This window comes from Paenibacillus sp. GP183 (genome assembly GCF_900104695.1).
Classification (GTDB): domain Bacteria; phylum Bacillota; class Bacilli; order Paenibacillales; family NBRC-103111; genus Paenibacillus_AI.
In genome coordinates this window covers 720,600-746,191 of sequence record NZ_FNSW01000001.1, presented here as the reverse complement: position 1 = coordinate 746,191, position 25,592 = coordinate 720,600, and the positions used below count along the sequence as shown (strand labels likewise).

The 25,592-nt window shown below is 46.0% G+C and carries 25 protein-coding genes and 1 pseudogene; all 26 read left to right on the top strand.

Annotation, left to right across the window (positions count from 1 at the left end; all coding sequences use genetic code 11):
• Positions 1-203 precede the first annotated feature (203 nt).
• The 26 genes and pseudogenes from BLV33_RS03720 (at position 204) to iolG (ending at position 25,589) form a co-directional block, all read left to right on the top strand.
• Positions 204-1,862, top strand: coding sequence for an extracellular solute-binding protein (locus BLV33_RS03720; protein ID WP_090788390.1), 1,659 nt, complete (start codon positions 204-206; stop codon positions 1,860-1,862).
• A gap of 80 nt (positions 1,863-1,942) precedes the next feature.
• Entirely contained in the window at positions 1,943-2,830 is an 888-nt protein-coding gene (locus BLV33_RS03715) for an ABC transporter permease (RefSeq protein ID WP_090798652.1), read from the top strand.
• Positions 2,831-2,844: 14 nt separating this feature from the next.
• The gene (locus tag BLV33_RS03710) at positions 2,845-3,744 is read left to right on the top strand and encodes a carbohydrate ABC transporter permease (RefSeq protein WP_090788388.1); all 900 of its coding nucleotides are present in this window, start codon (positions 2,845-2,847) and stop codon (positions 3,742-3,744) included.
• Between the two features lie 19 nt (positions 3,745-3,763).
• The gene (locus tag BLV33_RS03705; protein ID WP_090788386.1) at positions 3,764-4,666 is read left to right on the top strand and encodes an NAD-dependent epimerase/dehydratase family protein; all 903 of its coding nucleotides are present in this window, start codon (positions 3,764-3,766) and stop codon (positions 4,664-4,666) included.
• 43 nt (positions 4,667-4,709) lie between these two features.
• Positions 4,710-5,411: an SDR family oxidoreductase gene (locus BLV33_RS03700; protein ID WP_090788384.1), complete on the top strand. Its 702-nt coding sequence runs from the start codon at positions 4,710-4,712 to the stop codon at positions 5,409-5,411.
• 46 nt (positions 5,412-5,457) lie between these two features.
• The gene (locus BLV33_RS03695; protein ID WP_090788381.1) at positions 5,458-6,240 is read left to right on the top strand and encodes a sugar phosphate isomerase/epimerase family protein; all 783 of its coding nucleotides are present in this window, start codon (positions 5,458-5,460) and stop codon (positions 6,238-6,240) included.
• Positions 6,241-6,275: 35 nt separating this feature from the next.
• Positions 6,276-7,157, top strand: a complete 882-nt coding sequence (locus tag BLV33_RS03690) for a TolB family protein (protein ID WP_090788379.1) — start codon at positions 6,276-6,278, stop codon at positions 7,155-7,157.
• A 55-nt stretch (positions 7,158-7,212) separates the two neighbouring features.
• Positions 7,213-7,656 carry a VOC family protein gene (locus tag BLV33_RS03685; protein ID WP_090788378.1) on the top strand — a complete coding sequence of 148 codons (444 nt, stop codon included), beginning with the start codon at positions 7,213-7,215 and terminating at the stop codon, positions 7,654-7,656.
• A 94-nt stretch (positions 7,657-7,750) separates the two neighbouring features.
• A complete protein-coding gene (locus BLV33_RS03680; RefSeq protein ID WP_090788376.1) occupies positions 7,751-8,905 on the top strand; it encodes a Gfo/Idh/MocA family protein in 1,155 nt (384 codons plus the stop codon).
• A gap of 20 nt (positions 8,906-8,925) precedes the next feature.
• On the top strand, positions 8,926-10,326 hold the full coding sequence (locus BLV33_RS03675; protein ID WP_253186961.1) for a mandelate racemase/muconate lactonizing enzyme family protein: 1,401 nt from the start codon (positions 8,926-8,928) through the stop codon (positions 10,324-10,326).
• 75 nt (positions 10,327-10,401) lie between these two features.
• Positions 10,402-10,929 (top strand): annotated as a pseudogene (locus BLV33_RS03670) (YfiT family bacillithiol transferase).
• Between the two features lie 304 nt (positions 10,930-11,233).
• On the top strand, positions 11,234-11,380 hold the full coding sequence (locus BLV33_RS29175) for a hypothetical protein (RefSeq protein WP_171908999.1): 147 nt from the start codon (positions 11,234-11,236) through the stop codon (positions 11,378-11,380).
• 136 nt (positions 11,381-11,516) lie between these two features.
• Positions 11,517-12,341, top strand: a complete 825-nt coding sequence (locus BLV33_RS03665) for an ABC transporter permease (protein WP_090788374.1) — start codon at positions 11,517-11,519, stop codon at positions 12,339-12,341.
• A 29-nt stretch (positions 12,342-12,370) separates the two neighbouring features.
• A complete protein-coding gene (locus tag BLV33_RS03660) occupies positions 12,371-13,390 on the top strand; it encodes an ABC transporter ATP-binding protein (RefSeq protein ID WP_090788372.1) in 1,020 nt (339 codons plus the stop codon).
• A gap of 29 nt (positions 13,391-13,419) precedes the next feature.
• Positions 13,420-14,559: an extracellular solute-binding protein gene (locus BLV33_RS03655; protein ID WP_090788370.1), complete on the top strand. Its 1,140-nt coding sequence runs from the start codon at positions 13,420-13,422 to the stop codon at positions 14,557-14,559.
• Positions 14,556-15,404: an ABC transporter permease gene (locus BLV33_RS03650; RefSeq protein WP_090788368.1), complete on the top strand. Its 849-nt coding sequence runs from the start codon at positions 14,556-14,558 to the stop codon at positions 15,402-15,404. Before BLV33_RS03655 ends, BLV33_RS03650 begins: the two co-directional genes overlap by 4 nt.
• A 108-nt stretch (positions 15,405-15,512) precedes the next feature.
• Complete coding sequence (locus tag BLV33_RS03645) at positions 15,513-15,980, top strand: Clp protease/crotonase-like domain-containing protein (protein ID WP_090788366.1); 468 nt, start codon at positions 15,513-15,515, stop codon at positions 15,978-15,980.
• The gene (locus BLV33_RS03640) at positions 15,977-16,981 is read left to right on the top strand and encodes a CehA/McbA family metallohydrolase (RefSeq protein WP_090788364.1); all 1,005 of its coding nucleotides are present in this window, start codon (positions 15,977-15,979) and stop codon (positions 16,979-16,981) included. The genes BLV33_RS03645 and BLV33_RS03640 overlap by 4 nt, the downstream gene beginning before the upstream one ends.
• Before the next feature lies 1 nt (position 16,982).
• Positions 16,983-17,747 (top strand): MgtC/SapB family protein, encoded by a 765-nt coding sequence (locus BLV33_RS03635; RefSeq protein ID WP_090788362.1) that lies wholly within the window; start codon positions 16,983-16,985, stop codon positions 17,745-17,747.
• 17 nt (positions 17,748-17,764) lie between these two features.
• Positions 17,765-18,472, top strand: a complete 708-nt coding sequence (locus BLV33_RS30605) for a Gfo/Idh/MocA family protein (protein ID WP_366414706.1) — start codon at positions 17,765-17,767, stop codon at positions 18,470-18,472.
• A gap of 75 nt (positions 18,473-18,547) precedes the next feature.
• Positions 18,548-19,039 (top strand): hypothetical protein, encoded by a 492-nt coding sequence (locus BLV33_RS30600; RefSeq protein WP_366414705.1) that lies wholly within the window; start codon positions 18,548-18,550, stop codon positions 19,037-19,039.
• A gap of 182 nt (positions 19,040-19,221) precedes the next feature.
• Positions 19,222-21,093 carry a 3D-(3,5/4)-trihydroxycyclohexane-1,2-dione acylhydrolase (decyclizing) gene (gene iolD / locus BLV33_RS03625; protein WP_290439038.1) on the top strand — a complete coding sequence of 624 codons (1,872 nt, stop codon included), beginning with the start codon at positions 19,222-19,224 and terminating at the stop codon, positions 21,091-21,093.
• 19 nt (positions 21,094-21,112) lie between these two features.
• Positions 21,113-22,009, top strand: coding sequence for a myo-inosose-2 dehydratase (gene iolE / locus BLV33_RS03620; RefSeq protein WP_090788358.1), 897 nt, complete (start codon positions 21,113-21,115; stop codon positions 22,007-22,009).
• 20 nt (positions 22,010-22,029) lie between these two features.
• Entirely contained in the window at positions 22,030-23,031 is a 1,002-nt protein-coding gene (gene iolC, locus BLV33_RS03615) for a 5-dehydro-2-deoxygluconokinase (protein WP_090788356.1), read from the top strand.
• Between the two features lie 25 nt (positions 23,032-23,056).
• Positions 23,057-24,511: a CoA-acylating methylmalonate-semialdehyde dehydrogenase gene (locus tag BLV33_RS03610; RefSeq protein WP_090788354.1), complete on the top strand. Its 1,455-nt coding sequence runs from the start codon at positions 23,057-23,059 to the stop codon at positions 24,509-24,511.
• A gap of 43 nt (positions 24,512-24,554) precedes the next feature.
• A complete protein-coding gene (gene iolG, locus BLV33_RS03605; RefSeq protein WP_090788352.1) occupies positions 24,555-25,589 on the top strand; it encodes an inositol 2-dehydrogenase in 1,035 nt (344 codons plus the stop codon).
• The last annotated feature ends 3 nt before the right edge of the window (positions 25,590-25,592 follow it).

Below are 25,592 nucleotides of genomic sequence, written 5' to 3'. Positions count from 1 at the left end.
TAATGTATGAGAGGGGTGATGTCGCGCGTATTCAGCGGCTAATGTTTTCAAGAAGGGGAGTTCGTATCATCGTAATTTGTATGCGTATACAATTGATAAAAAATCGAAAAAAGTGATGATCATTTCAATCGCTTAATCCATGAAAAATAGGGTAGGGGAGCTGTGTCACATCAGCAATTAAAAAAATAAAGGAGGAATTGAACGTGAAGAAGCTAAATTCCAGAAAAGTTCTACCTATCGTGCTGGTGGCCTCACTGATGACGATTATTATTTCAGCTTGTGAAAGCGCATCCACAGGGTCCAAAGATAATGCAGCCACTGCCAGCAATACTTCTGAAAAAATTGAACCCCTTGGAAAGTATCAGAAACCGGTAACGGTGACATGGGCTGTTCAAACTGCTGCAGCTTCGAAGCTCCTTGACAAAGAAACCTGGGAAGATAACCGATGGAGCCGCTTGTTCAAAGACAAGCTCAATATCGATCTCAAGATAGCCTTCACAGCTGACAGCAGCACCGACGCATACAAAAACAAGCTGAATGCAATTATTGCTTCAGGCGATTTGCCGGATGTATTCAAAACCCAGGATCCTAACGTATTTTTGCAGTTGGCACAGAATGGGCAGCTCGCTGACCTCACCGATGTCTATAGCAAATATGCAACAGATTCCATCAAGGAATATCAGAAAAGATTTGCCGATTCGTTCAAGGGCGCTACGATTAACGGCAAGCTTTACGCTATACCGCGGATGAACGACAACTTCCACGAGGCGCCGTTTCTCTGGATACGTGAAGACTGGCTTAAGAAAACCAATTCTCAACCCCCGAAGACCATCGAAGAAATGGTCGCTCTTGCCAAGAAGTTCTCTGACATGGGTGGCGTCGGTCTTGCCCTCAACAAGGATCTCATCAGACAAAACCATGGCAGCATTCTTGGTTTAGTTTCCGCATTTGGCGTTCCCGGTCGTGATGAGAGTATGTTCTACCGCGATAATAATGGCAAGATGACTTTTGCCTGGATCCAGCCAAATATGAAAGCAGCGCTTTCCCTTCTGGCAGATATGTATAAGAAAGGCCTTATTAACAAGGATTTTACCGCCAAAAACGAATCCGCACTGGTTGAAGATATTACCAGCGGCAAGATCGGTATGGCTTTCGGCAGCAACTGGGGCACTTGGTATCCATACAATAATGTTTACAAAAAGGATGGCGTTATCGTACATCCATATCCCATTCCCACACAATCCGGTTACGATTACAAGATTGGTATCGAGAGCAATGCCGTTGGCCAGATGACGATGGTCAGCGCGAAGTACAAAAATCCCGAAGCGGTAATCAAGATGCTCAATCTGTACGATCAGACTGTCAATTACTCAACGAAGGATGAATACACCAAGTATTGGGCGAATGAACAGTATAGGCTCTCCCCGATATACATCGATCAACCGGGTGAGGTTTTTGCAGCCGATCTTCAGAAAGCCCTCGACAAAGGCTCCTCTGACGGACTTCCACCTGCGGCAAAGCCCTTATACGATTACATTACAGGCTTTGAGAACGGATCTCTTGCCAAAGACGACAATGCTTTCGGTACCTGGGGCCAGATGTCCAAGTCAGGCTCTCTGCCAATCGTATTGAACAAGTACCTGCCCGACAAGGCGATCGTCCAGAGTATCTTGGGCATTCAAAGGCCCGACGTGTGGTTGACTAACGTTGCTTCGCTGGATACGCTCACGATAACAACCTTTACTGATATCATTACTGGCGCCAAGCCTGCCGATTATTTCGACACCTTTGTGCAGCAGTGGCTGAAGGCTGGCGGTCAAAAGACTCTCGACGAACTTGACAAAATGTATCCGGCAAAATAAGTCATTCTAATCGAACTCGATCTAATACATTAACAGGTGGTGGAGAACCGGTGTTAGAAAGTCTAAAGCGAAAAGACAAGATGATCAGACAGCTTCCCTTGTATATCATGCTGCTCCCGGCAGTCGTTCTGGTGGCAATCTTCAGCTATGGCTCTATGGCCGGCGTTATCATCGCGTTCCAGAAATTTGTTCCGGCAAAAGGGATGTTCGGACACCAGCAATGGTTAGGTCTTCAAAATTTCTATACGTTGTTTTCTATGCCCAATATAGGGCTGGTCATACGAAATACGATCATTATTGCATTGTGTAAAATGATTGCAGGCATCATTGTTCCGGTCGTGTTTGCGTTGCTGCTCAACGAAGTCAAGAATGTTTTAGCAAAGCGCATTTTCCAGACGATGGTCTATCTGCCGCATTTCCTCTCGTGGGTCATATTATCCGGTATCCTGATCAATCTTTTGTCACCGGAAGCTGGCATTGTCAATATATTCCTATCCATGCTTGGAATAAAACCAATCTTTTTCCTTGGCAATCCGAACGTGTTTCCAGCCACGATGGTAGTGGCCGATATCTGGAAGACCTTTGGATTCGGATCGGTCATTTATCTGGCCGCCCTGACTGGCATAGACCCTGCTCTTTATGAAGCCGCAGTTATCGACGGCGCAAACCGATGGAAGCAGACATGGCACATCACCCTGCCTGGCATTTCATCTATTGTTGTGCTGATGTCCGTGCTGGGTCTTGCCAATATCCTTAACGGCGGATTCGATCAAATCTATAATATGTACAGCCCTGTGGTTTATTCCACCGGCGATATTTTGGATACATTCGTGTTCCGGCTGGGCATTGAGCAGGCTCAATACTCTCTCTCAACGGCTGCTGGCCTTTTTAAGTCCGGAGTATCATTGATTTTTATCGTTGTGTCTTATTATTTGGCTGACAAATTGACCGGATATCGAGTCTTCTAATGGGGGACAGGAAAATGGGATTTAAGGAATCCATGCCACGTAAAATATTCCTTGTATGCAATACGGTTTTCCTACTGATTATTGTACTTTTATGCATATTGCCATTTATCAACCTGCTGGCGGTATCTTTTTCCGATAAAGTCGCAGTCGCTGCAGGAGAGGTTACATTTTTTCCTGTCGGATTTACAACGATCTCATATCAATTTATTACGAATACCTCGAAGTTTTTCATGTCTCTCCTGGTCTCAATCAAGCGTGTGGCGATAGGCGTGCCGATCAATCTGCTGTTGATCATTCTGACAGCTTATCCTCTTTCCAAATCAAAAGAGGATTTTGGGGCCAGGAGCATTTTCTCATGGTTCTTTGTTGTAACCATACTCTTCAACGCAGGTTTGATTCCTACTTATATGGTAGTGAGGAATACCGGGTTGATGAACACGATATGGTCGCTTGTTTTACCGGGCGCTCTTCCCGTATTCAGCATGCTGGTCGTGATGAACTATATGCGCAGCCTGCCGAAGGAATTGCTGGAGGCGGCGTACATCGACGGAGCGAGTCATGTACAGTCGCTGATCAGAGTTGTTTTGCCAGTCTGTGCACCGACGATCGCAACCGTAACGCTGTTTTCGTTTGTAGATCATTGGAACAGCTGGTTCGACGGCATGATTTACATGAATAAGATCCAAAACTATCCGCTCCAAACATACTTGCAAACGGTTGTCGTGAATCCGGAAGAGTTTATACGCAACAACACCGATCTCAGCGGCAATTTATCCAAATATTTGTCTATGGTCAGCGCCCGCACTACAGGCGCAGCGCAAATGTTTTTGGCGATGATCCCGATTCTGTGTATCTATCCGTACCTGCAAAAGTATTTTACAACTGGACTTGTGATGGGCAGCGTAAAAGAATGATGCAGAAAGAAGTGAAAAAATGAAAGTATTGGTTACCGGAGGTACCGGTTTTATCGGCTCGTATGTTGTCAAGGAGCTGCTTTTGTATGGACACGAGATCACGCTCTTTGCCAGAAATGCAAGCAAGGTCCCAGGTTTTGTTGAGCATGATCATATCCGTTTTGTTACAGGACAAATGGACGATGCCAACGCAATCGCTAAAGCGGTTGCTGGACAGGATGCTTGCGTCCATGTAGCGCTATCTTGGTTGGACGGAACTGCGGAAGAAACGTTAGTCCATGAAACTATGCCCTCTGTCCGCCTGTTCCAAAAGGCTGCTGAAGCAGGGGTTAAAAAAATCATCTACACCTCTTCCATTGCCAGCTTTGGTTCAGCACCTCATAATGATATGGGTTTTATAAAGCCAAATACTTATTACGGCGCCACCAAGGCTGCGACAGAAGCTTATCTCATGGCTATAGCCTCTCAGTATCACCTTAAAGCCAATGTCGTGCGGCCGGGTTACACTTTTGGCAATCCCTGCGTGGAGGGAGGGCCTCTCTATCCCGACCGCAAGATTGTAAATATGGTAAAAAGCGCCCTGGCAAACGAGTCCATGTCCTTTACCAAAAATGACGGAACGCAATTTATCTGGGCGGGTGACCTGGCAAAAGTATACTCAGCTTTGCTCAATTCCGATGAATTGGATCGCGGTTATTATACCGCTGTGAGCACTGAATTCCGCACATGGGCTCAGGTCGCGGAAATGGCGGTAGACCTCTTTGGTTCCAAAAGTCAAATTACACTGGTGGACAAAGGGCGACCCTTGCCAGAGGGCACCCCTATAGATGTCTCACTAATCAAGAATACCTTTGGGTATGCTTTCAAGGCAGAAGAGTACTTAAAGAAGCATATTCAATACCTGAGCACTTTGGAGTTGTAAATTGATTTGGAGTACGTGGCATGGCCAAGAGGGAGGAGCAGCAATGAATATTGTGATTACCGGCGCGAATCGCGGTCTTGGCTACGAGCTGACACTTGCTGCAGCACAAAGAGGTCACAAGGTAATAGCCGGAATTCGTTCGCCTGAGCCCAAGGGAAAATTTCTGGATCTGATTGGCCGTTTTCCCGATCAAATTGACCCAGTCCAACTTGATGTATGCATTGAAGAAACGATAGCCCGCTTATCGGAAAAGCTTCTGGCAGAACGACAGACGGTTGATGCAATCATTAACAATGCCGGCATCTTATTAGGCAGAGGTGTCGCGATAGAAGAAATGCCGATGGAGGTTATCATCCAGACTTTCGAGATTAATTTGTTTGGTCCTATGATGGTGATCAAGCATTTACTTCCGCTTATGTCGGATGGCGGGGACTCACGAGCTATCATTAACATTTCATCAGAAGCAGGCAGCTTGTCCAATGCGTATGGCGGGGATTATCCCTATGCGATCTCCAAAACTGCGATCAACATGTTCTCGAAACAGCTTAAAAAGTATGTCAAAAACAGAGGAATCCGGGTGTATGCCATTCATCCAGGATGGATCGAGACAGACATGGGCGGGGAGAAAGCTCCAGGAGATCCTGCCGAAAGTGCTGCTAGCATCATAGATATTGTCGAGAGGAAAAAAGATATAGATCCTGAATCCTTCTTTATCAGTTATAAAGGAGAACCGATGCCCATTTGATGCTGCCAGTAAGGGATGCTAATCACATATTTCTAGGAGGAACTACATGTCAGATTATTCAATTGGATCATGGTCATTCCATGCACTGTGCAAATCGGGGAAAATGAGCTTGTTTGGCTATTTGGAGAGTCTGAAGTACCGCTATCAACTCCGTCATGCAGATATTTGGAACGGAATGCTTCTCTCCACTGAGGATGACTATATCCAGAGCGTCAAGGATACTTTGGTTGAAGAAGGATTGACTGTCGCGAACCTCGCAGTGGACGGTGCCGACGTCTGGCATCACGACACCGCCGTTCGTGAACGAAACCATCAAAAGGCGCTACTGTACCTTGATATAGCACGCCGGTGGGGAGTTCAAACGCTGCGGATCGATATGGGGGGAAACACGGTAGAAATGACCGATGAACAGTTTGAGTTTTGCGTCAACCGATACCGGGAATATGCACAAATTGCCACTGATCATGGTTTTCGTGTAGGCCCGCAGACACATCAGCCGGCTGCCCAGTCTCCTCGAAACCTGAAGCGGATTTCTAATGAAATTTCCGCGCCCGGGTTCGGGATAATACTCAATGTCAACCGTTGGATCATGGACAAGGAAATCGGAGATGCGCTTGTAGCGCCCTTCACGATTCATGCCCAGTTTGATCGGGCGTTTGTGGATTTTACCGGAACTGAGCTGCTTCAAAAAGTACAGCTGTTGTGTGGGGCCGGTTATCGGGGATGCTGGTCATTGGAATTCCGTGGCGGCTCCGATGAGTACCAGGAAGTCGAGCGTGATTTACTGGCCATTCGGCAGGCCGTAAGGTTAGCGACTAACCAAGAATAGGATCGGGAAAAAATAAAACTAATGGAGATTAAGCGATGAATACATTAAAAGAACCTCGCAAGGTAGATGGAAGAAATGTGATCAGTATCCTGGAAATGGTGGATGTTTATACCGGCGAACGCAGAGTCATAGCCGAATTCGATTTTCTGATTGAGGCGCCTAATTGGACCCGCGATGGCAAGCATCTCGTATATAACAGCTTGGGTCGTCTTTACACTTTTAACCTCACTTCGGGGGAAAGTACGGCCATCAATTCCGGTTATGCGATCCAATGCAATAACGACCATGTGCTTTCACCTGATAACTCTCAAGTCGCGGTAAGCCATCATACCTGTGAAGATGGCCAATCTCGTATCTATATTTTCCCTTTGCAGGGTGGCCATCCGATCCTTATCACGCCAATGGCCCCCAGCTATTTGCACGGGTGGTCACCGGACGGAAACACGCTAGCTTATTGCGCAGAGCGGAACGGTGAGTACGACATCTACATCATTCCTGTAAATGGCGGCTTAGAAACAAAGTTAACGGATACAACCGGACTGAATGACGGTCCCGAATATTCACCGGACGGCAAGCACATTTGGTTCAACTCGGTACGAACAGGTCTGATGCAAGTGTGGCGCATGAATGCCGACGGCAGCGAACAGGTCCAGATGACGTTCGACGAGAGCAATAATTGGTTCCCGCATATATCTCCTAATGGAGATTTGGTGGCATATATTACTTATCGCAAGGGCGATGTAGCTCCCGGCGACCATCCCGCAAACAAGAATGTAGAAATTCGTGTAATGCCCAGCTCCGGCGGCGAATTCCGTACGCTTGTCAAGCTGTTTGGCGGACAGGGCACCATCAACGTCAATTCTTGGTCGCCAGACAGCAGGCAATTGGCTTTTGTCAGCTACAAGCTGAAGGAATAGGGAGGAGTTATTATGAAAATGCAAATTTACAATACCAAAATAAAGGAGAAGAAAAATGGATAACACTATTCTTGGCACAACCCTAGTTTGTCAGGTTGCAATGATCGTTCGTGATGTGGAAAAGGCTACTCGTCGCTTTGCCGAGCTTTTAGGTGTTCCTGCTCCTTCCGTCATTATGGCAAATGAAGATGGAAGTGATACGGTTTCATATATGGGGCAGCCCACGAAAGGAAGGGTAAGGCTGTCTTTCTTTCACATGGAGAATCTGGTTGTAGAGTTCATTGAACCTACAGAGGACCCGACTACATGGAAGGAATTTCTGAATACAAAAGGTCCTGGAGTTCATCACATCGCATTCAAAGCGAAGAACAGAATGCTTGAAACAGCAGCTAAGCTGGAGGAATTCGGCTTCCCGCTTATTCAAAACGGCAATAAATATGCTTATGTGGAAAGCACAGACGATTTGGGTGTCATTCTCGAACTTCTCGACATTGATTAGAAAAAATTGATTATTTTAATTGTTGAGAGGGCAGACGAATGCATTCATTCGACCTGCCCTTTCCTTATCCTTCTGAACAAAAAGGAATGATATTATGCGTGAAGTAAACATAGCATTAATTGGATACAATTTTATGGGAAAGGCTCACAGCTATTCAATAGGAAATGTGGCATTCTTTTTTCAGCAAGAAATCAAACCTGTAAAAAAGGTGCTAGTCGGTCGTACCGAGCATTTGCTTAAAAAGGCTGCTGAAGACTTCGGTTGGCAGGAATATGCCACAGATTGGAAAGACGTAATTGACAGAAACGACATTGATGTCATATGCATAGCAACTCCGACCTCATCACATATGGAAATAGCAATCGCAGCTGCTAAAGCTGGAAAACACATATTGTGCGAAAAGCCCCTTGGAATGAACGCGGTGGATGCGAAACAAATGTGGGATGCGGCAAAACAAGCGGGCGTTGTGAATATGGTTGGGCACAATTATCGAAGAGTTCCAGCCATCGCGCTGGCCAAGCGGCTTATAGACGATGGCAAAATCGGAGAAATCTATCATTTTCGCGGTGTATACCTTCAAGACTGGTTATCCGATCCCGATTATTCGATGAGTTGGAGATTAGATAAAAAAATTGCTGGATCAGGCTCGCACGGGGATTTAAACTCTCATTTAATTGATTTGGCCAGGTATCTTGTTGGAGAAATCGACCAAGTGATAGGCATGGAAAAAACCTTTGTCAAAAAACGTGCAAAGGCTTATGGAGATCAGATATCACATCCGAGTCCTTCCATTCAGCTCGAAGATGTCACTGTCGATGACAGCACCGTTTTTCTCGCAAAATTTAAAAACAGCTCAATAGGGACATTTGAAGCATCGCGTATGGCAAGCGGAAGGAAGAACCATGAACGTATAGAGATAAATGGAAGCAAGGGTTCCATATCATTCAATTTCGAAAGAATGAACGAGTTGGAGTTTTGGTCCAAGGATGACGGACTTGATGTTCAGGGCTTCCGGACGATCATAGCGACAGAGGATGTTCATCCATATATGAAAGCTTGGTGGCCACCGGGCCATCTGATTGGTTATGAGAATACGTTTGTCAACCAATTTGCCGACTTTATTCATGCAATCGTTACCAAGAATCAAGTACAACCCAATTTTCATGATGGCTGGATGTGCAATAAAGTCTTGGATGCGGTAAGCAGATCCATAGAATCCCTTACTTGGGAAGACGTAGACAGCATTTAATTGATAGGAGGAGACAAAGCGTGTCCGATAATTTCGAATCTACGTTAAACTACGTAAACACATATTCAAGACCCTCAGAGCTCAAAATCACAGATATGCGATTTGTCGATCTAGCGGGAGCGCCGATGCATTGTACCCTCGTAAAAATCTACACCAATCAAGGGATAACAGGGATCGGAGAACTAAGAGACTTTGGAAGCCGCACTTATGCGGAAATGCTGAAAGGCCGTTTACTGGGGGAAAATCCGTGCAATGTAGATAAACTGTTTCGCAGGATCAAACAATTCATGGGTTCAGGAAGGCAATCAGGCGGTGTCGCCGGTATCGAAATTGCACTATGGGACCTAGCCGGCAAGGCATTCGGCGTTCCGGTTTATCAGATGCTGGGGGGGAAGTTCCGCGATGAAGTGCGTGTTTATTGTGATCTTGGGGTCAATACGCCAGGGCTTAAAGGCGACGGCTATTCGATGGGCAAACGCCTGAAACAGTTTGTTGATGAAGCTGGTTTCACCATGGTTAAAGCCGTCTTGGGTGTAGAAAGCCTCCAGTTACTCTATCCAGACGAAGAGTTGATTTCTGCACCTGGCAACTATGTACAGGAATATCTCAAGGCTGCCCAATATAACTTTGATTTCATCAAAAACCGTCGAGATACTCCGTATGGGCCAGAGTTCCAAAAACGTAACCGTGCTTATGACATGGTTAATACGCAATCCCCTTTCACCATATTCCGAATGACTGAACGCGGTTTGGACCGGTATGAAGAGGAGGTTGCGCATATGCGAGAAATCCTTGGATATAAAATACCTTTAGCCATCGATCACCTAGGCTATTTAAATCTTGAAGATGCCGTACGTCTGCTGCGCCGATTGGAGAAATACAATCTTTTGTGGGCAGAAGACATGCTGCCTTGTACATATACGGAGGAATATAAGCGTTTAAGTCAGCTAACCTCAACACCATTAGCCACAGGCGAGGATCTTTCGTCAATAGAAAGTTTTGAAGAACTGATTGTTAATAGGGCAGTACCCCTTATACATCCCGACATTTGTTCTTCCGGCATTTTTGAGACCAAGAAAATAGGTGACCTGGCTCAACGTTATCACGTTGCGATGGCCATGCATATGTGTGAAACACCCGTTGCGGCACTGGCCACAGCACATATGGGTGTAGCAACAGAGAACTTTATCGCGACCGAGTTCAATGCGCCGGATGTACCATGGTGGAACGATATTATTACTGGCTTTGATGGGAATGTCATAAAAAACGGGTTCATACGAGTGTCGGAAAAACCCGGACTTGGCTTCGACGATATCAACGATGAAGTCATAAAGGAACATTTGATGCCTGGATTTCCTGTTATGTGGGCTCCCACCGATAAATGGAACACGGAATACTCTAATGATCGATTATTCAGCTGAGATTGTCCGCTTACATTTTCGTCCAGCGATGGGATATAATGGGTGATAACACAAACAAAAGGAGGAGTTGTAACCATGGAGGAGCTGCGTTATCCCATCGGTCCGTTCAAATGGCGGGATTCACTTGACGAAGTGACAAGGGCAGATTTCATCGCGGTGTTAGAGTTAGCGCCCGTAATGCTGTCGGAGGCGGTCTCCGACCTGTCGATCGGACAGCTCGATACGCCTTACCGGCCGGACGGGTGAGCAGTGAGGCAGGTTGTCCATCATTTGGCGGACGGCAACATGAACTTATATTTCCGCACGAAGCTGGCGCTGACAGAAATCGAGCCTATGGTCAAGCCGTTCGAAGAGGAGGGGTGGGCGGAGCTGCCGGACAGCAAAATTTTGCCGGTCGATATATCGCTTGCGCTGATCGAGCAGTTGAACTGTCGTTTAGTGTTCCTGCTGCGCTCGACCCCTGCGGCCGATTTCGCCCGCACCTACCGGCACCCAGTGAACGGCGTTTGGACGCTGGACGCAGCCCTTTCGTTTTTTGCGTGGCACAATCTTCATCATACCGCGCAAATAACGAAGCTTCGCGAGCGGCAGAACTGGTATTAGGAAATCAGAAGCGGAGGAGTGATTCTGCCTTCACACGCCGTGATAAGAGTTTGTCAATATCATTTCTTCGACAATCGGTGCAAGTTCTTGTTGTTCATGCGCGACACAGAATTGTTATAGGACCAGGTTAAGCGCTTACACAATACATATATATAACACTTATAGCTAATTTAAGTTTTTTTAGGGGGCGTGATCGGAATAGTTGGTTGAGGGCTCCACTTGAAAGGCGAGGTTGAGTGCGTATTAAACCGGATTATTAAACCGGTTTAATAATCCGGTTTTAAAAAAAAGAGAGGAGGGCTCAATGGCTACGAACATACACCTATTGAAACCCGCGCCCATGCGCGGTTTTTTAATTTATGGATGGAAGTTCTTGTCCAAGGCCAAGAACAAGAAATTCCTTGGTGTCGCTTGGAAAATTTTGTTGACAATTGAAGGGCATCGGTTATAATTTTAATTATTCAGGTAAGCGCTTAACTCACTTTTTAGAATTCATCAAAAGAGTTAAATGTTTATGTTTACAACTTAGATATGAAATCGCTTTAATTGTCTTTGAACCTTGGTATGAAAGGGGAGATTGGATTTAAATGACATGGTATTTTAAAGCGCTGGGCAAACGCAAGCTGGTCGAGTTTATCATACTTGTTGTATTTGTCGTTTTCTTTATGGGGCCTTTATTAAATCTATTGTTGTTAGCGTTTACAGGAAGATGGCAGTACCCTGCAGCTCTTCCGCAGTCCTGGTCATTTAGCTGGTGGCAGTTTGTACTCTCTAAGCCAGAGGTCATTCATTCGATTGGTCTTTCGTTTTTGATTGCTACTATTGTAACCGCTTTATCGATCGTTATTTGTATACCGGCTGCTTATGCTTTTGCCAGAATCCGGTTTCCGCTCAGCAAATACTTTTTATTTTCATTTTTGCTGACTCAAGCTTTTCCGAAAATGGGATTGTACGTATCGATTGCTGTTTTGTTTTACAAAATCGGCTTAATCAACACATTTATGGGTGTTGTTTTGATTCATATTGTGAATACCTTGATGTTCATGACATGGATACCATCGGCAGCTTTCCGGAATGTCCATAAAGCCCAGGAAGAGTCAGCGAGAGATGTAGGTGCCAGCCCCTTTCGCGTATTTTGGAACATTACATTCCCAATGGCCTTACCGGGAATCACGGTGGCTTCCATTTTTACATTCCTTCACTCTTTAGATGAGGCTCAAGGCACGTATCTGGTCGGGATCCCGGATTTTCGCACAATGCCGGTTGTCATGTATTCCATCATATCTGACTACCCAAGCACTGCAGGTGCCGTCTTCTCCATTATCTTGACTTTACCTACGATTGTTTTGCTGCTTGCTGCACAAAGATTTGTCTCTGCTGACGTGATGTCGAGCGGATTCCAAATGAAATAAGATTGCGATTGAGCTATGGGGAGGAACCTATGATTCAGCTATCGATTCAAAATCTCACGAAACGCTATAAGACAGGAGAAGGAGTTTCGAACATATCCCTGGATGTCAAAAAAGGGGAGTTGGTCACTTTACTTGGACCCTCGGGCTGCGGCAAGACAACCTTGCTCCGAAGCATTGGAGGCTTTCTGGAGCCGGATTCTGGAGATATTCAGATCGAAGGCAAAAGCGTCCTTAACCTACCGCCCGAAAAGCGTCCAACCGGTATGGTGTTTCAAGGCTATAACCTTTGGCCCCATATGAATGTATACAATAACCTTGCCTTTGGCTTGAAAATCCGCAAGAAAAATAACAATGAAATTGAACAAGCGGTTAAACGCGTGCTGGACTTGGTTCGTCTTCCGGGATCTCAGAAGAAATTTCCTAGTGAGCTGTCCGGTGGCCAGCAGCAGCGTGTTGCCGTAGCTAGAGCTTTCTTGCTCGAGCCAGCGGTTTTGCTGCTGGATGAGCCTTTCTCGGCGCTGGATGCCAAGCTACGCCACGAGATGCGCGAGGAACTGCGTGATATCCAGTCCGCCACTGGTTTAACCATGGTATTCGTCACGCATGATCAAGAGGAAGCGCTATCCATTTCTGACCAAATAGTGGTGATGAACTCGGGACTGGTTGAGCAAATTGCGACGCCGCAGGAAATCTATGATCACCCTCGTTCTCTTTTCGTAGCCCAATTTATTGGCAAGATGAACTTTATCAAAGGGAGGGTGGATGGCAATAAAGTCTATGTGAAGCACTTGGAATTTCCGAATGCCCAGAATCTGGAGGGGGATGTGACGGTCGCTGTTCGGCCCGAGGATATATCCTTGAAGCCCGAGAACGGACTTCCGGCGACCATTCGTCAAGTAATGGTTTTGGGGCATTATGCCGAGGTTTCTTTTGAAACCGAGAGCGGATTGATAAAAGCATTTCTGCCTCGCGACTCTGTAAAAGATTTGGTTCCGGGACAATCAGCAGGATTGTCATTTACCAAAGCACTCTCATACAAGACAACCTAAATATTAACTATTTTAAGGAGGAATCATGTATGGTCGGATTAAAAAAGGGCGTCAGTTTGGCTTTAGCTTCAATGTTAATAGCAAGCGCTTTGGCAGGCTGCGGCTCTACGGGAGCCAAGACAGCATCGTCTAAAAAGCAAGACGAATTTTCGTTTTATTTCACAGGTTCTCTTAACGTGAAAAATCTTTGGGAAACCCTAGTTCCCATGTTTGAGAAAGCAAATCCGAATATTAAGGTTAAAATGGTTTATATTGACTCAGGTACAGGCGGGGCATCTACACTTGACCGCATCATTGCCGCCAAACAAGCCAATCAAAAATCCGGCGATGTAGATCTTTATGAAGCAGGTCTGAGTGATGTGCTCAAGGGTACCAAAAATGAGCTTTGGACGTCTTTTGATACCAAAAAGATACCTAACCTTAGTAAAATTGATGAGAACAAATGGAAGAATTTGAAAGGAGAAGGAATTCCTTATCGTGCTTCCGCGGTTATTCTGGCTTATAACAGTGCGAAGGTCAAGACCCCTCCAAAAACGGCAAATGATTTGTATGATTGGATCCGTAAAAACCCGGGCCGATTTGCGTATAATGATCCTTCTACCGGTGGTTCCGGCGACTCGTTTGTGCAGACGGCTATTTATAACTTCCTGCCGCCGGAGGCTACTACAAATTCAGATCCTTCCATGATGAGCCAATGGGATAAAGGCTTTGCACTGTTAAAGGAACTTCATCCATATATGTACCAGAAAGGCGTCTATCCGAAGAAAAACCAGGGAACGCTTGACCTGCTCAATAATGGAGAGGTGGATATGATTCCGGCATGGTCAGATCAGGCCTTAGAGGCATTAGACAAAAAGCTCCTGCCCGATACAATCAAAATGACACAAATTGATCCTTCCTTCACAGGCGGACCTACCTATTTGATGGCTCCTAAGCTTTCTGAACATCAAGATTCTGTGGCGACATTCCTTAATTTCGTATTAACACCGGATGCACAAAAAGTAATCGTTGAAAAAATGTTCGGATATCCGGGAATCAAGTGGGATGAGATGCCTCAAGAATTGAAAACCAAGTTTAAAGATGTAGCGGGAGGATATCGCACATTCAGCCTTGGGGACTTGGGCAAGGAGATTCAGAAGCGCTGGCAAAAGGATGTTGCTGGACAATGACCAAAAATGTAAAACAAGGGATCTTTGGTCTCTTGCTTGTCATCCCCTCATTCCTTATCTTATGTTTTGTCGTTATTATTCCAATCTTTCTTGCGATTAACGAAAGCTTTAAAAATGATGACGGTCAGTACACCATGGAATATTACATTTACCTTTTTACAGATAAGGTCATGACTCAAAACATTATGTTCACCCTTAAGCTGACGATCATATCTGTTATTCTGGTGCTTCTGATCGGATACTCTCTCGCCGTTTATATGAGATTTAGCGGAGGGACTATAGTTAAATGGATCAAAAGGATGTACATGATTCCCATGTTTATCCCTTCCGTCATTGCTTCCTATGGGATCATCAATATGTATGGCAACCATGGTTGGTTGTCTCGCATTTTGACATTGATGGGCACTGAAGCTTTCCCTAAAATAATTTTTGATTATAAAGGCATTATTTTAGCTAATCTTTGGTTCAATATACCGTTTACAACCATGCTCCTGTCATCCGCTCTGTCGGGTATTCCCAATGCGATTATTGAAAGCGCGAAGGATGTAGGAGCAAGCCGCCTCCAAATCTTTTACAAGTTCATTTTGCCGCTTTCCTATCGAACAATGTGGGTCGCTGTCACCTTTATCTTCATGGGTATCATTGGCGGTTTTACAGCGCCTTATCTGCTCGGGCCGAACTCTCCGCAAGTACTGGGAGTTGCTATGCGGCAAATTTTCTCAGTCTATCAGGAAACGCAGCTGGCAAGTGCCAATGCAGTCTTTATGTTCGTCTTGTGCTCCATTATGGGTTATTTCTACATTCGTACCATGATAAAAGATGATAAGCTCTCAAGTCATTCTTAACTGAGTGCACCTTTCCCTAATGGGAAAGGTGCTTTTTTCCAGAGCTTCGGATCTGGGCTCTAGTGGAATTTAATCAGGACGGCGTCCTGGTATTACGGGGGAAGAACTATGAATACATTGCTGAGGACTAACGGCACTGTAACGCCAAGCTGTTCAAAGTGCCATATTACTTATACCATTCATCTGCATCAGGAATGCCGAGAGCTGCATGTGGAATTTGCCTACTCTCCAAAGAAACTGGAAGACGATGCGCGGGCAGAAGCACTTATTCTGGAAGCATTGCCCCAGTTTATTTTGCAGGAGCATCTGGGTTCCTATAGGGAGCATTATATGGATTTCCTGCCGCTGCAAAACCTGCTTACACTTTCATTTGATGACGAGCATGGATTTCGTGGTGCAGGGCATCGTCATGATTCTGTTCAGCATATGATAATAGCAGCTGACGAGGCATCACCTGGCTTAATCCCGGGGATTGTCCCGCGAGGGCAATTAAGGCTTATGATCAATGTTCACTGCGTTGTATCCGAAGAGTGCAGGTATCAACTGCATGTATGGGAAGCCGGTGAGGCAAAGTGACAAATTGGCTGCCCTTTGAACTGCATTGCCATACGTTTCACAGCGATGGTAAACAATCATTAGCCGAGCTTGCGTCCGCCGCCAAAGATTTGGGACTTTGCGGTGTGGCATTAACGGATCATAATACAATGACGGGATTATTGGACAGGGATTCCGTTGTTGCCAATACGGGTGTGGAAATAATCCCGGGGTTAGAATGGACGACTTTTTTTGGTCATATGCTCACCCTTGGAATCACGGAATATGTAGATTGGCGAAATCTAAGCCCATTCCATATTCACCGAGGTATAGAAGCGGTTCATAAACAGGGAGGCCTAGTGGGCATAGCTCATCCCTTTCGGGTTGGCAGTCCAATGTGTACGGGCTGTTTTTGGGAATTCGAGGTTTCCGATTGGAAACAGGTGGATTATATCGAGGTCTGGTCAGGTCTGTTTCCTTCCATTCGCAGGAATAATATACGAGCCTTCGACATGTGGACGGATTTGCTCAACAAAGGGTATCGTATTGCAGCTACCTGCGGAAGGGATTGGCATGTATCTGATCCTGTGACTGAACCCATTTCCGTAACTTATTTAGGAATCCGGGAAGGGTATCAGGATCTTGTGTCTGCAGCATTAAACGCGCTAAGACGAGGTGCTGTGGCTATTTCGATGGGTCCATTGCCCATGATGTCCGTAAGATCGTTCGGAGGCCATACGGCTGAATTAGGGGATGTAGTGGAATGGAACATGTCTGAACATGCACCCGTGATTCAAATTGCTATCGATTTTTCAGCTCGCGAGGGTTTGTGGAACCTCCCTGATCAATTGATGAAAATGAGGCTGATGAGCAACAAAGGAGAGTTAGCCTCCTTGGAACTTTCATCGGAACAACCGCATGCCGAATATAAGCTGGATGCAGCCGGTATCAGCTGGGTCAGGGCGGAATTATTCGGTACATTTTGCGGCACCCATACACGTATTGGTTTCACGAATGCAATTTACTTTGAAGAGGTGGATTAACATGGCTGGAATATCGAGTATATGGTTTATAAGCCATGGAGAATTGCTGCTCCGTATGGTATTGGCGGTTTTATTTGGAGGTTTCGTAGGGATGGAACGGGAATGGCACAACCACCCAGCCGGGTTTCGCACTCACATTTTGGTATGTCTCGGTTCAGCAACCATTATGCTTCTTTCGATTTATGGCTTTTCTGAATTCGTCAATGAACCCAATGTAAGAATTGATCCGGCTCGTCTTGCCGCTCAGGTTATTAGCGGTATTGGCTTTCTGGGTGCAGGGGCCATTCTGCGCAACGGCTCTGCGGTCAGCGGCTTGACCACAGCTGCTTCGGTTTGGGCAGTAGCAGCGATTGGGTTATGCGTCGGGGCAGGTTTTTTGTACGCAGCTGTCTTCTCAACAGCACTTGTGTTGATCAGTCTGCTTGTATTGAACAAATGGGAAAAATATTTGATGCGCAATCGCAGGAACCATGAACTTACCGTCAAAGTTGTAGATCATCCAGGTATGTTAGGGAAAGTTGCTTCTGCATTAGGTCACCAGGGCATTCAGATCATCAAAGTAGCTATGATCCCTGAGGAGGCAACACCTGAGTATGGTCTCAAGCAAACCATGCTGCTTCGCTTTGGCTTAAAGGTGCACAATCCCATAAAATTTATGACCGCGATTGAGCAGATCACCGGTATGGAGTTTGTGTTATTAACCTTATCAGATGGCAAACCAATGGGATTCGTCCAGCCGGAATCCGAACAGGAAATGGATAGATAGGAAACGGAGGAATAATCTTGATAAAAGCCGCAGTGATTGGAGCCGGCAACCGGGGAAGATTTGCTTACGGCGCATATGCCAAAAATCGACCAAGCGAGATTAACATAGTCGCTGTTGCAGACCTTGATGAAAGGAAAAGAAATATTTTCTCTATAGAGCATCAGATTGCCGTTACCAACCAATTTGCATCATGGGAGGACCTGCTTGCACAACCGAAATTTTGCGATGCCGTCATTATCTGCACATCAGACCGGATGCATTTCGAGCCTGCCATGAAAGCTCTGTCCCAAGGCTATCACGTTCTTCTTGAAAAACCGATCTCTCCAAATCCACTTGAGGTTCTTCAACTGGAAGAAGCGGCTAATAGAGCCGGGAAACTTCTCCTAGTAGGGCATGTATTGAGATATACCTCTTATTTTAGAGAGTTAAAGAAACTTTTGAGCAGCGGGGCGATTGGCAAACCGGTTACGATTCAATGGAATGAAAATGTCGGCTACTGGCATTTCGCCCACAGCTATGTACGGGGGAATTGGCGTAATACGGCGGAATCAAGTCCGATCCTGCTGGCAAAATGCTGCCACGATATCGATTTGCTTCATTGGTTGGTTGGGAGCGATGTTCATAAAGTGTCTAGCTTTGGAGGCCTTGCTTATTTTAATGAGGAGCATGCCCCGGCGGGCTCAACGGCAAGATGCACGGATGGCTGTGCGTTAGAAGCAGAATGACCATATTCGGCCCTTAAATGGTATTACAACGAAAAATCGACATTTATACAAAAAGCAATAAGCGTGGATACGAGCTTGGAAGCGAGGCTAAAAGCCATTCAGGAAGGGCCGTACGGTCGCTGTGTATACCGCTGCGATAATGATGTAGCCGATCACCAGGTGGTGAATTTCGAATTTTTAAATGGAGTTACTGTTGCATTTACATTAAGCGGGTTGTCCTATGAAAACACCCGAACATTCAAAATTATGGGAACTGAAGGCGAGATCCGAGGTCACCTTGAGAAAAATGAGATAGAAATCTCCCGATTCGATGGACGCAAAGAATCTATAACCCCGGAAAACTCTGAGAGCGGACACAGCGGTGGCGACGAAGGGATCATGAAATATTTTGTCAAACAGCTTCAGGAAATCGCCCAGGGCAGACAACCGGATTCTGTTGCCGAGTCTGTACAGGGACACCTTAGTGTCTTTGCTGCAGAGCATTCAAGAATGACAGGTGAAACAGTACGAATTTCTGATTATGTATCCGAATTGAAAAAAGTGCTAAACAACGTTGGCAACGCTTAATTAGAGTCACGACAAGCAGCATTTTAAGGAGGAGAATGGTTTGGCAATCAATCGAAATGCGAGACCGATTTACAATTTCAATATATCTTTATATATTGACGATTTAAAAAAATTATGAAAAAATATTTGTATCAGGGAAAGCGCTTTACCTATTCATGCCTAGTATCAAGGAGGATTGGCCTGTGAATAAAAATAAAATCAGACTTACAGCTGCACAAGCCTTATTACGTTTTATGGATCAGCAATATATCAGCTATGATGGTACGGAAACCAAGTTTTTTAAAGGCGTCATGGGCATTTTTGGTCATGGCAATGTAACGGGGCTTGGGGAAGCATTAGAGAATGACGCTGGCGAACTGGTCTACATTCAAGGCAAAAATGAACAAGGAATGGTTCATGCCGCCACAGCTTATGCCAAGCAGAAAAATCGCTTGCAAATCTATGCGTGTACCAGCTCAATCGGACCAGGTGCGCTCAATATGGTTACCGCTGCGGCGACTGCCACCGTCAACCGGATTCCGGTTTTGCTGCTGCCGGGAGATAATTTCGCCTGCAGACAGCCTGATCCCGTGCTGCAGCAAATGGAAGTGCCGCATGATTATACGGTATCTGCAACGGACGCTTTCAAACCGGTTAGTAAATTCTGGGACCGCATCGAACGTCCCGAACAACTGATGAGCTCAGCGATTCAAGCTATGCGTGTTTTGACGGACCCTGCAGAAACAGGAGCTGTGACGCTTGCTTTTCCCCAGGATGTTCAAGCAGAAGCTTATGATTACCCGGAAGAGTTTTTTATGAAGAGAGTTCATTATTTGGAAAGAAGGCCACCCGTCAAGGATGCCGTAGAAAGGGCAGCGGCGCTTGTCATACAGAAAAAGAAACCTCTGCTAATTGTAGGCGGCGGGGTTCATTATTCGGCCGCAATTCAGGAGCTTATCGCGTTTGCTGAAGCTTTCGGAATTCCAATAGCTGAAACTCAAGCTGGCAAGAGCGCAGTGGCTTGGAATCATCCCCTGTATGTTGGGGGAGTCGGAGTGACCGGAGCCCTGGCTGCCAATCGATTGGCCAAAGAAGCTGATTTAATTATTGGCGTCGGCACGAGATATTCCGATTTTACAACCTCTTCCAAATCAGCTTTTCAGCATGAGAATGTTCAATTCTTAAATATAAATGTGAGTACTTTTGATACTGTTAAACTTAATGGGATTCAGCTTGTGGCGGATGCTAAAGAAGCATTGATTTCTTTAAAATCGGCATTGGAGCAGCGGCAGTATCGTTCGGCTCATGAGATTGAAACGATTGGTGCTCTTAGAGATGCTTGGAATCAAGAGACAGATCGTTTATATGAGATGGAGCTTCAAGAAGGGTTATCTCAAACCCGTGTACTTGGTGAAATCAACCGTTTTGTGGATCCGAGGGATGTTGTGGTCTGTGCAGCGGGAAGTCTGCCTGGAGATTTGCACCGTTTATGGCGCTGCGCAGAACCGAAAACCTATCATATGGAGTATGGATTTTCATGTATGGGTTATGAGGTTAGTGGAGCCTTCGGCGTTTCATTGGCAGAACCCGATCGAGAGGTATACGCCATTGTCGGTGACGGAAGCTACCTCATGCTGCACTCGGAGCTCTTTACCAGCTTACAAGAACGGACGAAGGTGACGGTTCTTTTATTAGACAATCATGGCTTTCAATGCATCCATAATCTGCAGCGCGGTCATGGAAGCCGGGGCTTTGGCAACGAATTTCGTTATCGTTCCGAAGATACCGGATTATTGACGGAAGGTTATATGCCCATAGATTTCGCAGCACATGCTCGCAGCTTGGGAGCTAAAGCGTATACGGCATCTACGCCAGCAGAGCTTCAGACAGCGTTAAATCAAGCAAAAGGCGAGAAGATTTCAACGCTTATCCATATCCCTGTGCTTCCAAATACAAACACCTCGGGTTACGAATCCTGGTGGAGAGTTGGCGTACCCGAGGTTTCCAAGAGCACAGATGTGCTTGAATCACATCAACAAATGCAGCATGACATCCAATCAGCGAAAACAATTTAACCAAAGGGGTGGCTATAGGTTGAGAAAACTGCCGTTTAGCTTGGGCATTCATCCTATCAATTGGGTGGGTGAAGATGTAAAGGAGCATGGAGACGCTTGTACATTCGAGCAGATTATTACGGATATTGAGGCTTTGGGACTGAAAGGGACGGAAATGGGACGGAAATTTCCAACTGATATCGCTGTGCTCAAGAAGAAGCTTGAAGATAAGCATATACAGCTTGTCTCCCAGTGGAAATCCGTTTTTTTCTCTGAGCCATCCCGTCGCGATGCAGAATTAGAGGATTATCGAAAGCATGTGCTGTTTCTCAAGGAGATGGGCAGTAAAGTAATCAGTACAGCGGAAATTGGCGGTTCCTTACATTGGGATCCCAGAAGAACACCGAATGAGCGTGAGGTTGCGCGTTTGGATGAGGCGGGCTGGCGCAGCTTGGCTGAAGGACTGAATCTTGCAGGTGCAATCGCTCAGGAGCACGGAATGAAATTAACCTACCATCATCACGGCGGTACTGTAGTTGAAAGGCCGGAAGAAATCGATCGATTGTTGGAGCTGACAGATCCAAGCTTGGTTTACTTGTTGTATGATACCGGGCATGCGTATTATGGCGGCAGCGATCCGCTCCACTTGCTGCGAAAGCATTATGACCGCATTGCCTATGTCCATCTTAAGGATATTCGGCAAGTGGTGCTGGACGAGGCAAGGGCAGAAGGGGTAGACTTTGCAACCTGTATCCGAAAAGGGGTATTTACCGTTCCGGGTGATGGCTGTCTTGATTTCAAGCCAATTTTCAAAGAACTTATCGACCGAGGGTACTCCGGTTGGGCGCTGTTGGAGGGCGAGCAGGATCCCGCGGTGCATCCAGCTTATGAATATGCAAAACGTTCGCTCGAATATATAGATTCGTTAATAGATTAATCAAAGAAGGGAGAATAGGTATGAACGTTCTGGAATTTAATCAGGAGAAGCGATTGGATTTTATATCGATTGGTAGAGTTTGCATCGATTTAAATGCCAATGAGATTAATCGGCCCATGGAACAGACGATGACGTTTACGAAATATGTGGGCGGATCGCCGGCTAATATTTGTATCGGGATGGCGCGACTCGGCATGAAGACGAGTTTTATCGGCAAGGTCGCCAACGATCAGATGGGCCGCTTTATTGTTGACTATTTGCAAAAAAATCAAATCGATGCCACGCAAGTAGTAACCGATCACACAGGTGCTGTAACAGGGCTTGCTTTTACTGAAATTAAAAGCCCAACCGATTGCAGCATCCTGATGTATCGTGATAATGCAGCGGATCTATTGCTTTCGCCGGAAGAAGTTTCAGAGGACTTTGTTGCGGAAGCCAAGGTTGTCTTGATTTCTGGAACTGCGCTGGCGCAAAGTCCTTCCCGTGAAGCGGTATTTCTTACTATTGAATATGCTCGAAAGCATGGTGCCATCCTTGTTTTTGATCTGGATTATCGCCCTTATACGTGGAAATCCCGTGAGGAAACAGCCACGTATTATAATTTGGCAGCGGAAAAATGTGATGTCATCCTTGGCACTCGAGAAGAATTCGATATGATGGAGCGTTTTGAAGGTACTGCTAATGATGATGAAACGACAGCAAGCAAATGGTTTCGTTATAACGCCAAAATTGTGGTCATCAAGCATGGTAAAGATGGTTCTATTGCTTACACAAAGGATGGATTAAGCCATAAAGGCTCGATTTTCCCGGCGAAAGTGATTAAAACCTTTGGTGCTGGAGATTCTTATGCTGCCGGATTTTTATATGGGCTCATGCAAGGCTGGGAGATTTCCGACTGCATGGCATTTGGCGGAGCTGCGGCATCCATAGTCATATCCAGCCACAGCTGTTCGGACGCGATGCCAACAGTGGATCAGGTGAACTCCTACATGCAGCAATGCCGGAATGGTGAAATGGTTTGAACAATGTTTAGAGGAGATGAAGATTATGTCAGTTAACATACCTACTTTGAAAAATTTTATCAACGGCGAATGGGGTGAATCCAGTTCGATACGCTCCGAGCCCGTTTTTAACCCAGCCACGGAAGAGATTATCGCACATGTACCTTTTTCCTCCAAAGAAGATGTGAATTCGGCAGTCGCTTCGGCGGCAGAAGCTTTTAAAAGCTGGAGTCAAACTCCTGTGCCGCGCAGGGCTCGCATTCTATTCAAATTCCAGCAGCTGCTCGTTGAGCATTGGGAAGAATTGGCCAAGATTGTGACCCTGGAAAATGGAAAAAGCTACAACGAAGCGTTTGGAGAAGTGCTTCGCGGCATCGAATGCGTTGAGTTTGCAGCCGGAGCACCAACCTTAATGATGGGGAAGCAGCTGCCTGACATTGCCACGAATATAGAATCCGGCATGTATCGTTATCCCATTGGCGTCGTTGGCGGGATTACCCCGTTTAACTTCCCCATGATGGTCCCTTGCTGGATGTTTCCCCTGGCCATCGCCTGTGGGAATACGTTCGTATTAAAGCCGTCCGAACGCACCCCGATGCTGGCGAATCGGCTTGCTGAGTTATTTACGGAAGCGGGACTGCCCCAAGGCGTGTTAAACGTTGTACATGGCGCTCACGATGTAGTTAACGGATTGCTCGAGCATCCGCAGGTGAAAGCAATATCTTTTGTCGGTTCACAGCCTGTAGCGGAATATGTCTACAAGACAGGAACCTCGCACGGCAAAAGAGTTCAAGCGCTTGCGGGAGCCAAGAATCATTCGATCGTCATGCCAGACGCAGATTTAGACAACACAGTACAGCAAATCATCACAGCAGCATTCGGTTCGGCAGGGGAACGGTGTATGGCTTGTGCGGTTGTCGTTGCTGTTGGCGAAGTTGCCGATCCACTGGTGCGTAAATTGATTGAAGCCAGTGATCAAATCCGGATCGGAAACGGGATGGATGAGGATATTTTCCTCGGCCCCGTTATCCGCGGTTCGCAAAAGGATAGAGCCCTGGAATACATTAAAATAGGTGAAAGTGAAGGGGCCAGCCTTGTTCGTGACGGCCGTAAGGATGCGGCTGCAGGAGACAAGGGCTACTTCGTAGGACCGTCCATTTTTGATAACGTACAAGTGGGCATGAAAATATGGAAGGATGAAATATTTGCTCCCGTTTTGTCAGTCGTCAGGGCAGCAAACTTAACGGAGGCGATTGAGCTTACGAATCGTTCGGAATTTGCCAATGGCGCTTGTTTATTTACGCAGGATGGCAGCAACGTTCGCCAGTTCCGTGAACAAATCGATGCCGGGATGCTGGGCATTAATCTAGGCGTGCCTGCACCCATGGCATTCTTCCCTTTCTCGGGCTGGAAAAACTCGTTTTACGGCGATCTCCATGCCAATGGGACAGATGGTGTTGAATTTTATACTCGAAAGAAGATGGTCACTGCACGTTGGTAATCATGGGCTAGGCTCCTCTGGAAAAATGAAAGGATGAAGCGGGATGAATAGTGTTAAAGTTGGTGTTATCGGAGCTGGCAGAATTGGTAAAATACACGCGGCCAATCTGCTCAGATTACCCCGAGTGAAAATGATAGGCATTGCTGATTTGTATGCGAATGAAGCCTTACAAGATTGGGCCGATGAGCGCGGTATTCCTCATGTGACGAAGGACAATATGGAGATCATCCACAATCCGGAGATTGATGCCATCTTTATTTGTTCCATTACGGATACGCATGGGCCATTGATTATGGAAGCTGCAAGAGCCGGAAAGCATATTTTTTGCGAAAAGCCAGTAAGCATGGATATTGCGCAAACCCAAAAAGCAGTAGATACCGCGCGTGAATGCGGAGTCAAGCTGCAAATTGGCTTTAATCGGCGCTTTGATCATAATTTCAAACGTATCCAGGCTGGAGTGCAAGCAGGGGAGATCGGTACTCCGCATATTGTTAAGATTACATCCAGAGATCCAAACCCTCCCGATGAAGGTTACATTAAAGGGTCCGGCGGAATTTTCATGGATATGGCTATTCACGATTTTGATATGGCCCGTTTCGTATGCGGCAGCGATGTGGAGGAAGTGTTTGCGATTGGAACTGTATTGGTCAACCCTGTGTTTGCTCAATACGAGGATGTGGATACGGCTATCATCACCCTAAAGTTTGCTAATGGAGCTATTGGAGTCATTGATAACAGCCGTCAGGCTGTGTATGGATATGATCAACGTGTTGAGGTTTTTGGAAGCAAGGGGAGCTTGGCCGCCAATAATGATTTTCCCAATACGGTTGAAATTAGCACAGCGGACAAAATTTATCGCGATAAACCGCTAAATTTCTTTTTGGAACGATATAATGAAGCTTATATTGAAGAAACGCAATTATTTATCGAATCGATTCAAAGGAATACTGATGTAAAAGTAAATGGTAATGATGGATTGCAAGCAGAGCTTATTGCCAAAGCGGCTCAGCTCTCCTGTAGATTGGGTAAGCCTGTGAAGCTGAAGGATGTTATCGCCTTATCACAGGTTACATTGTAAAGG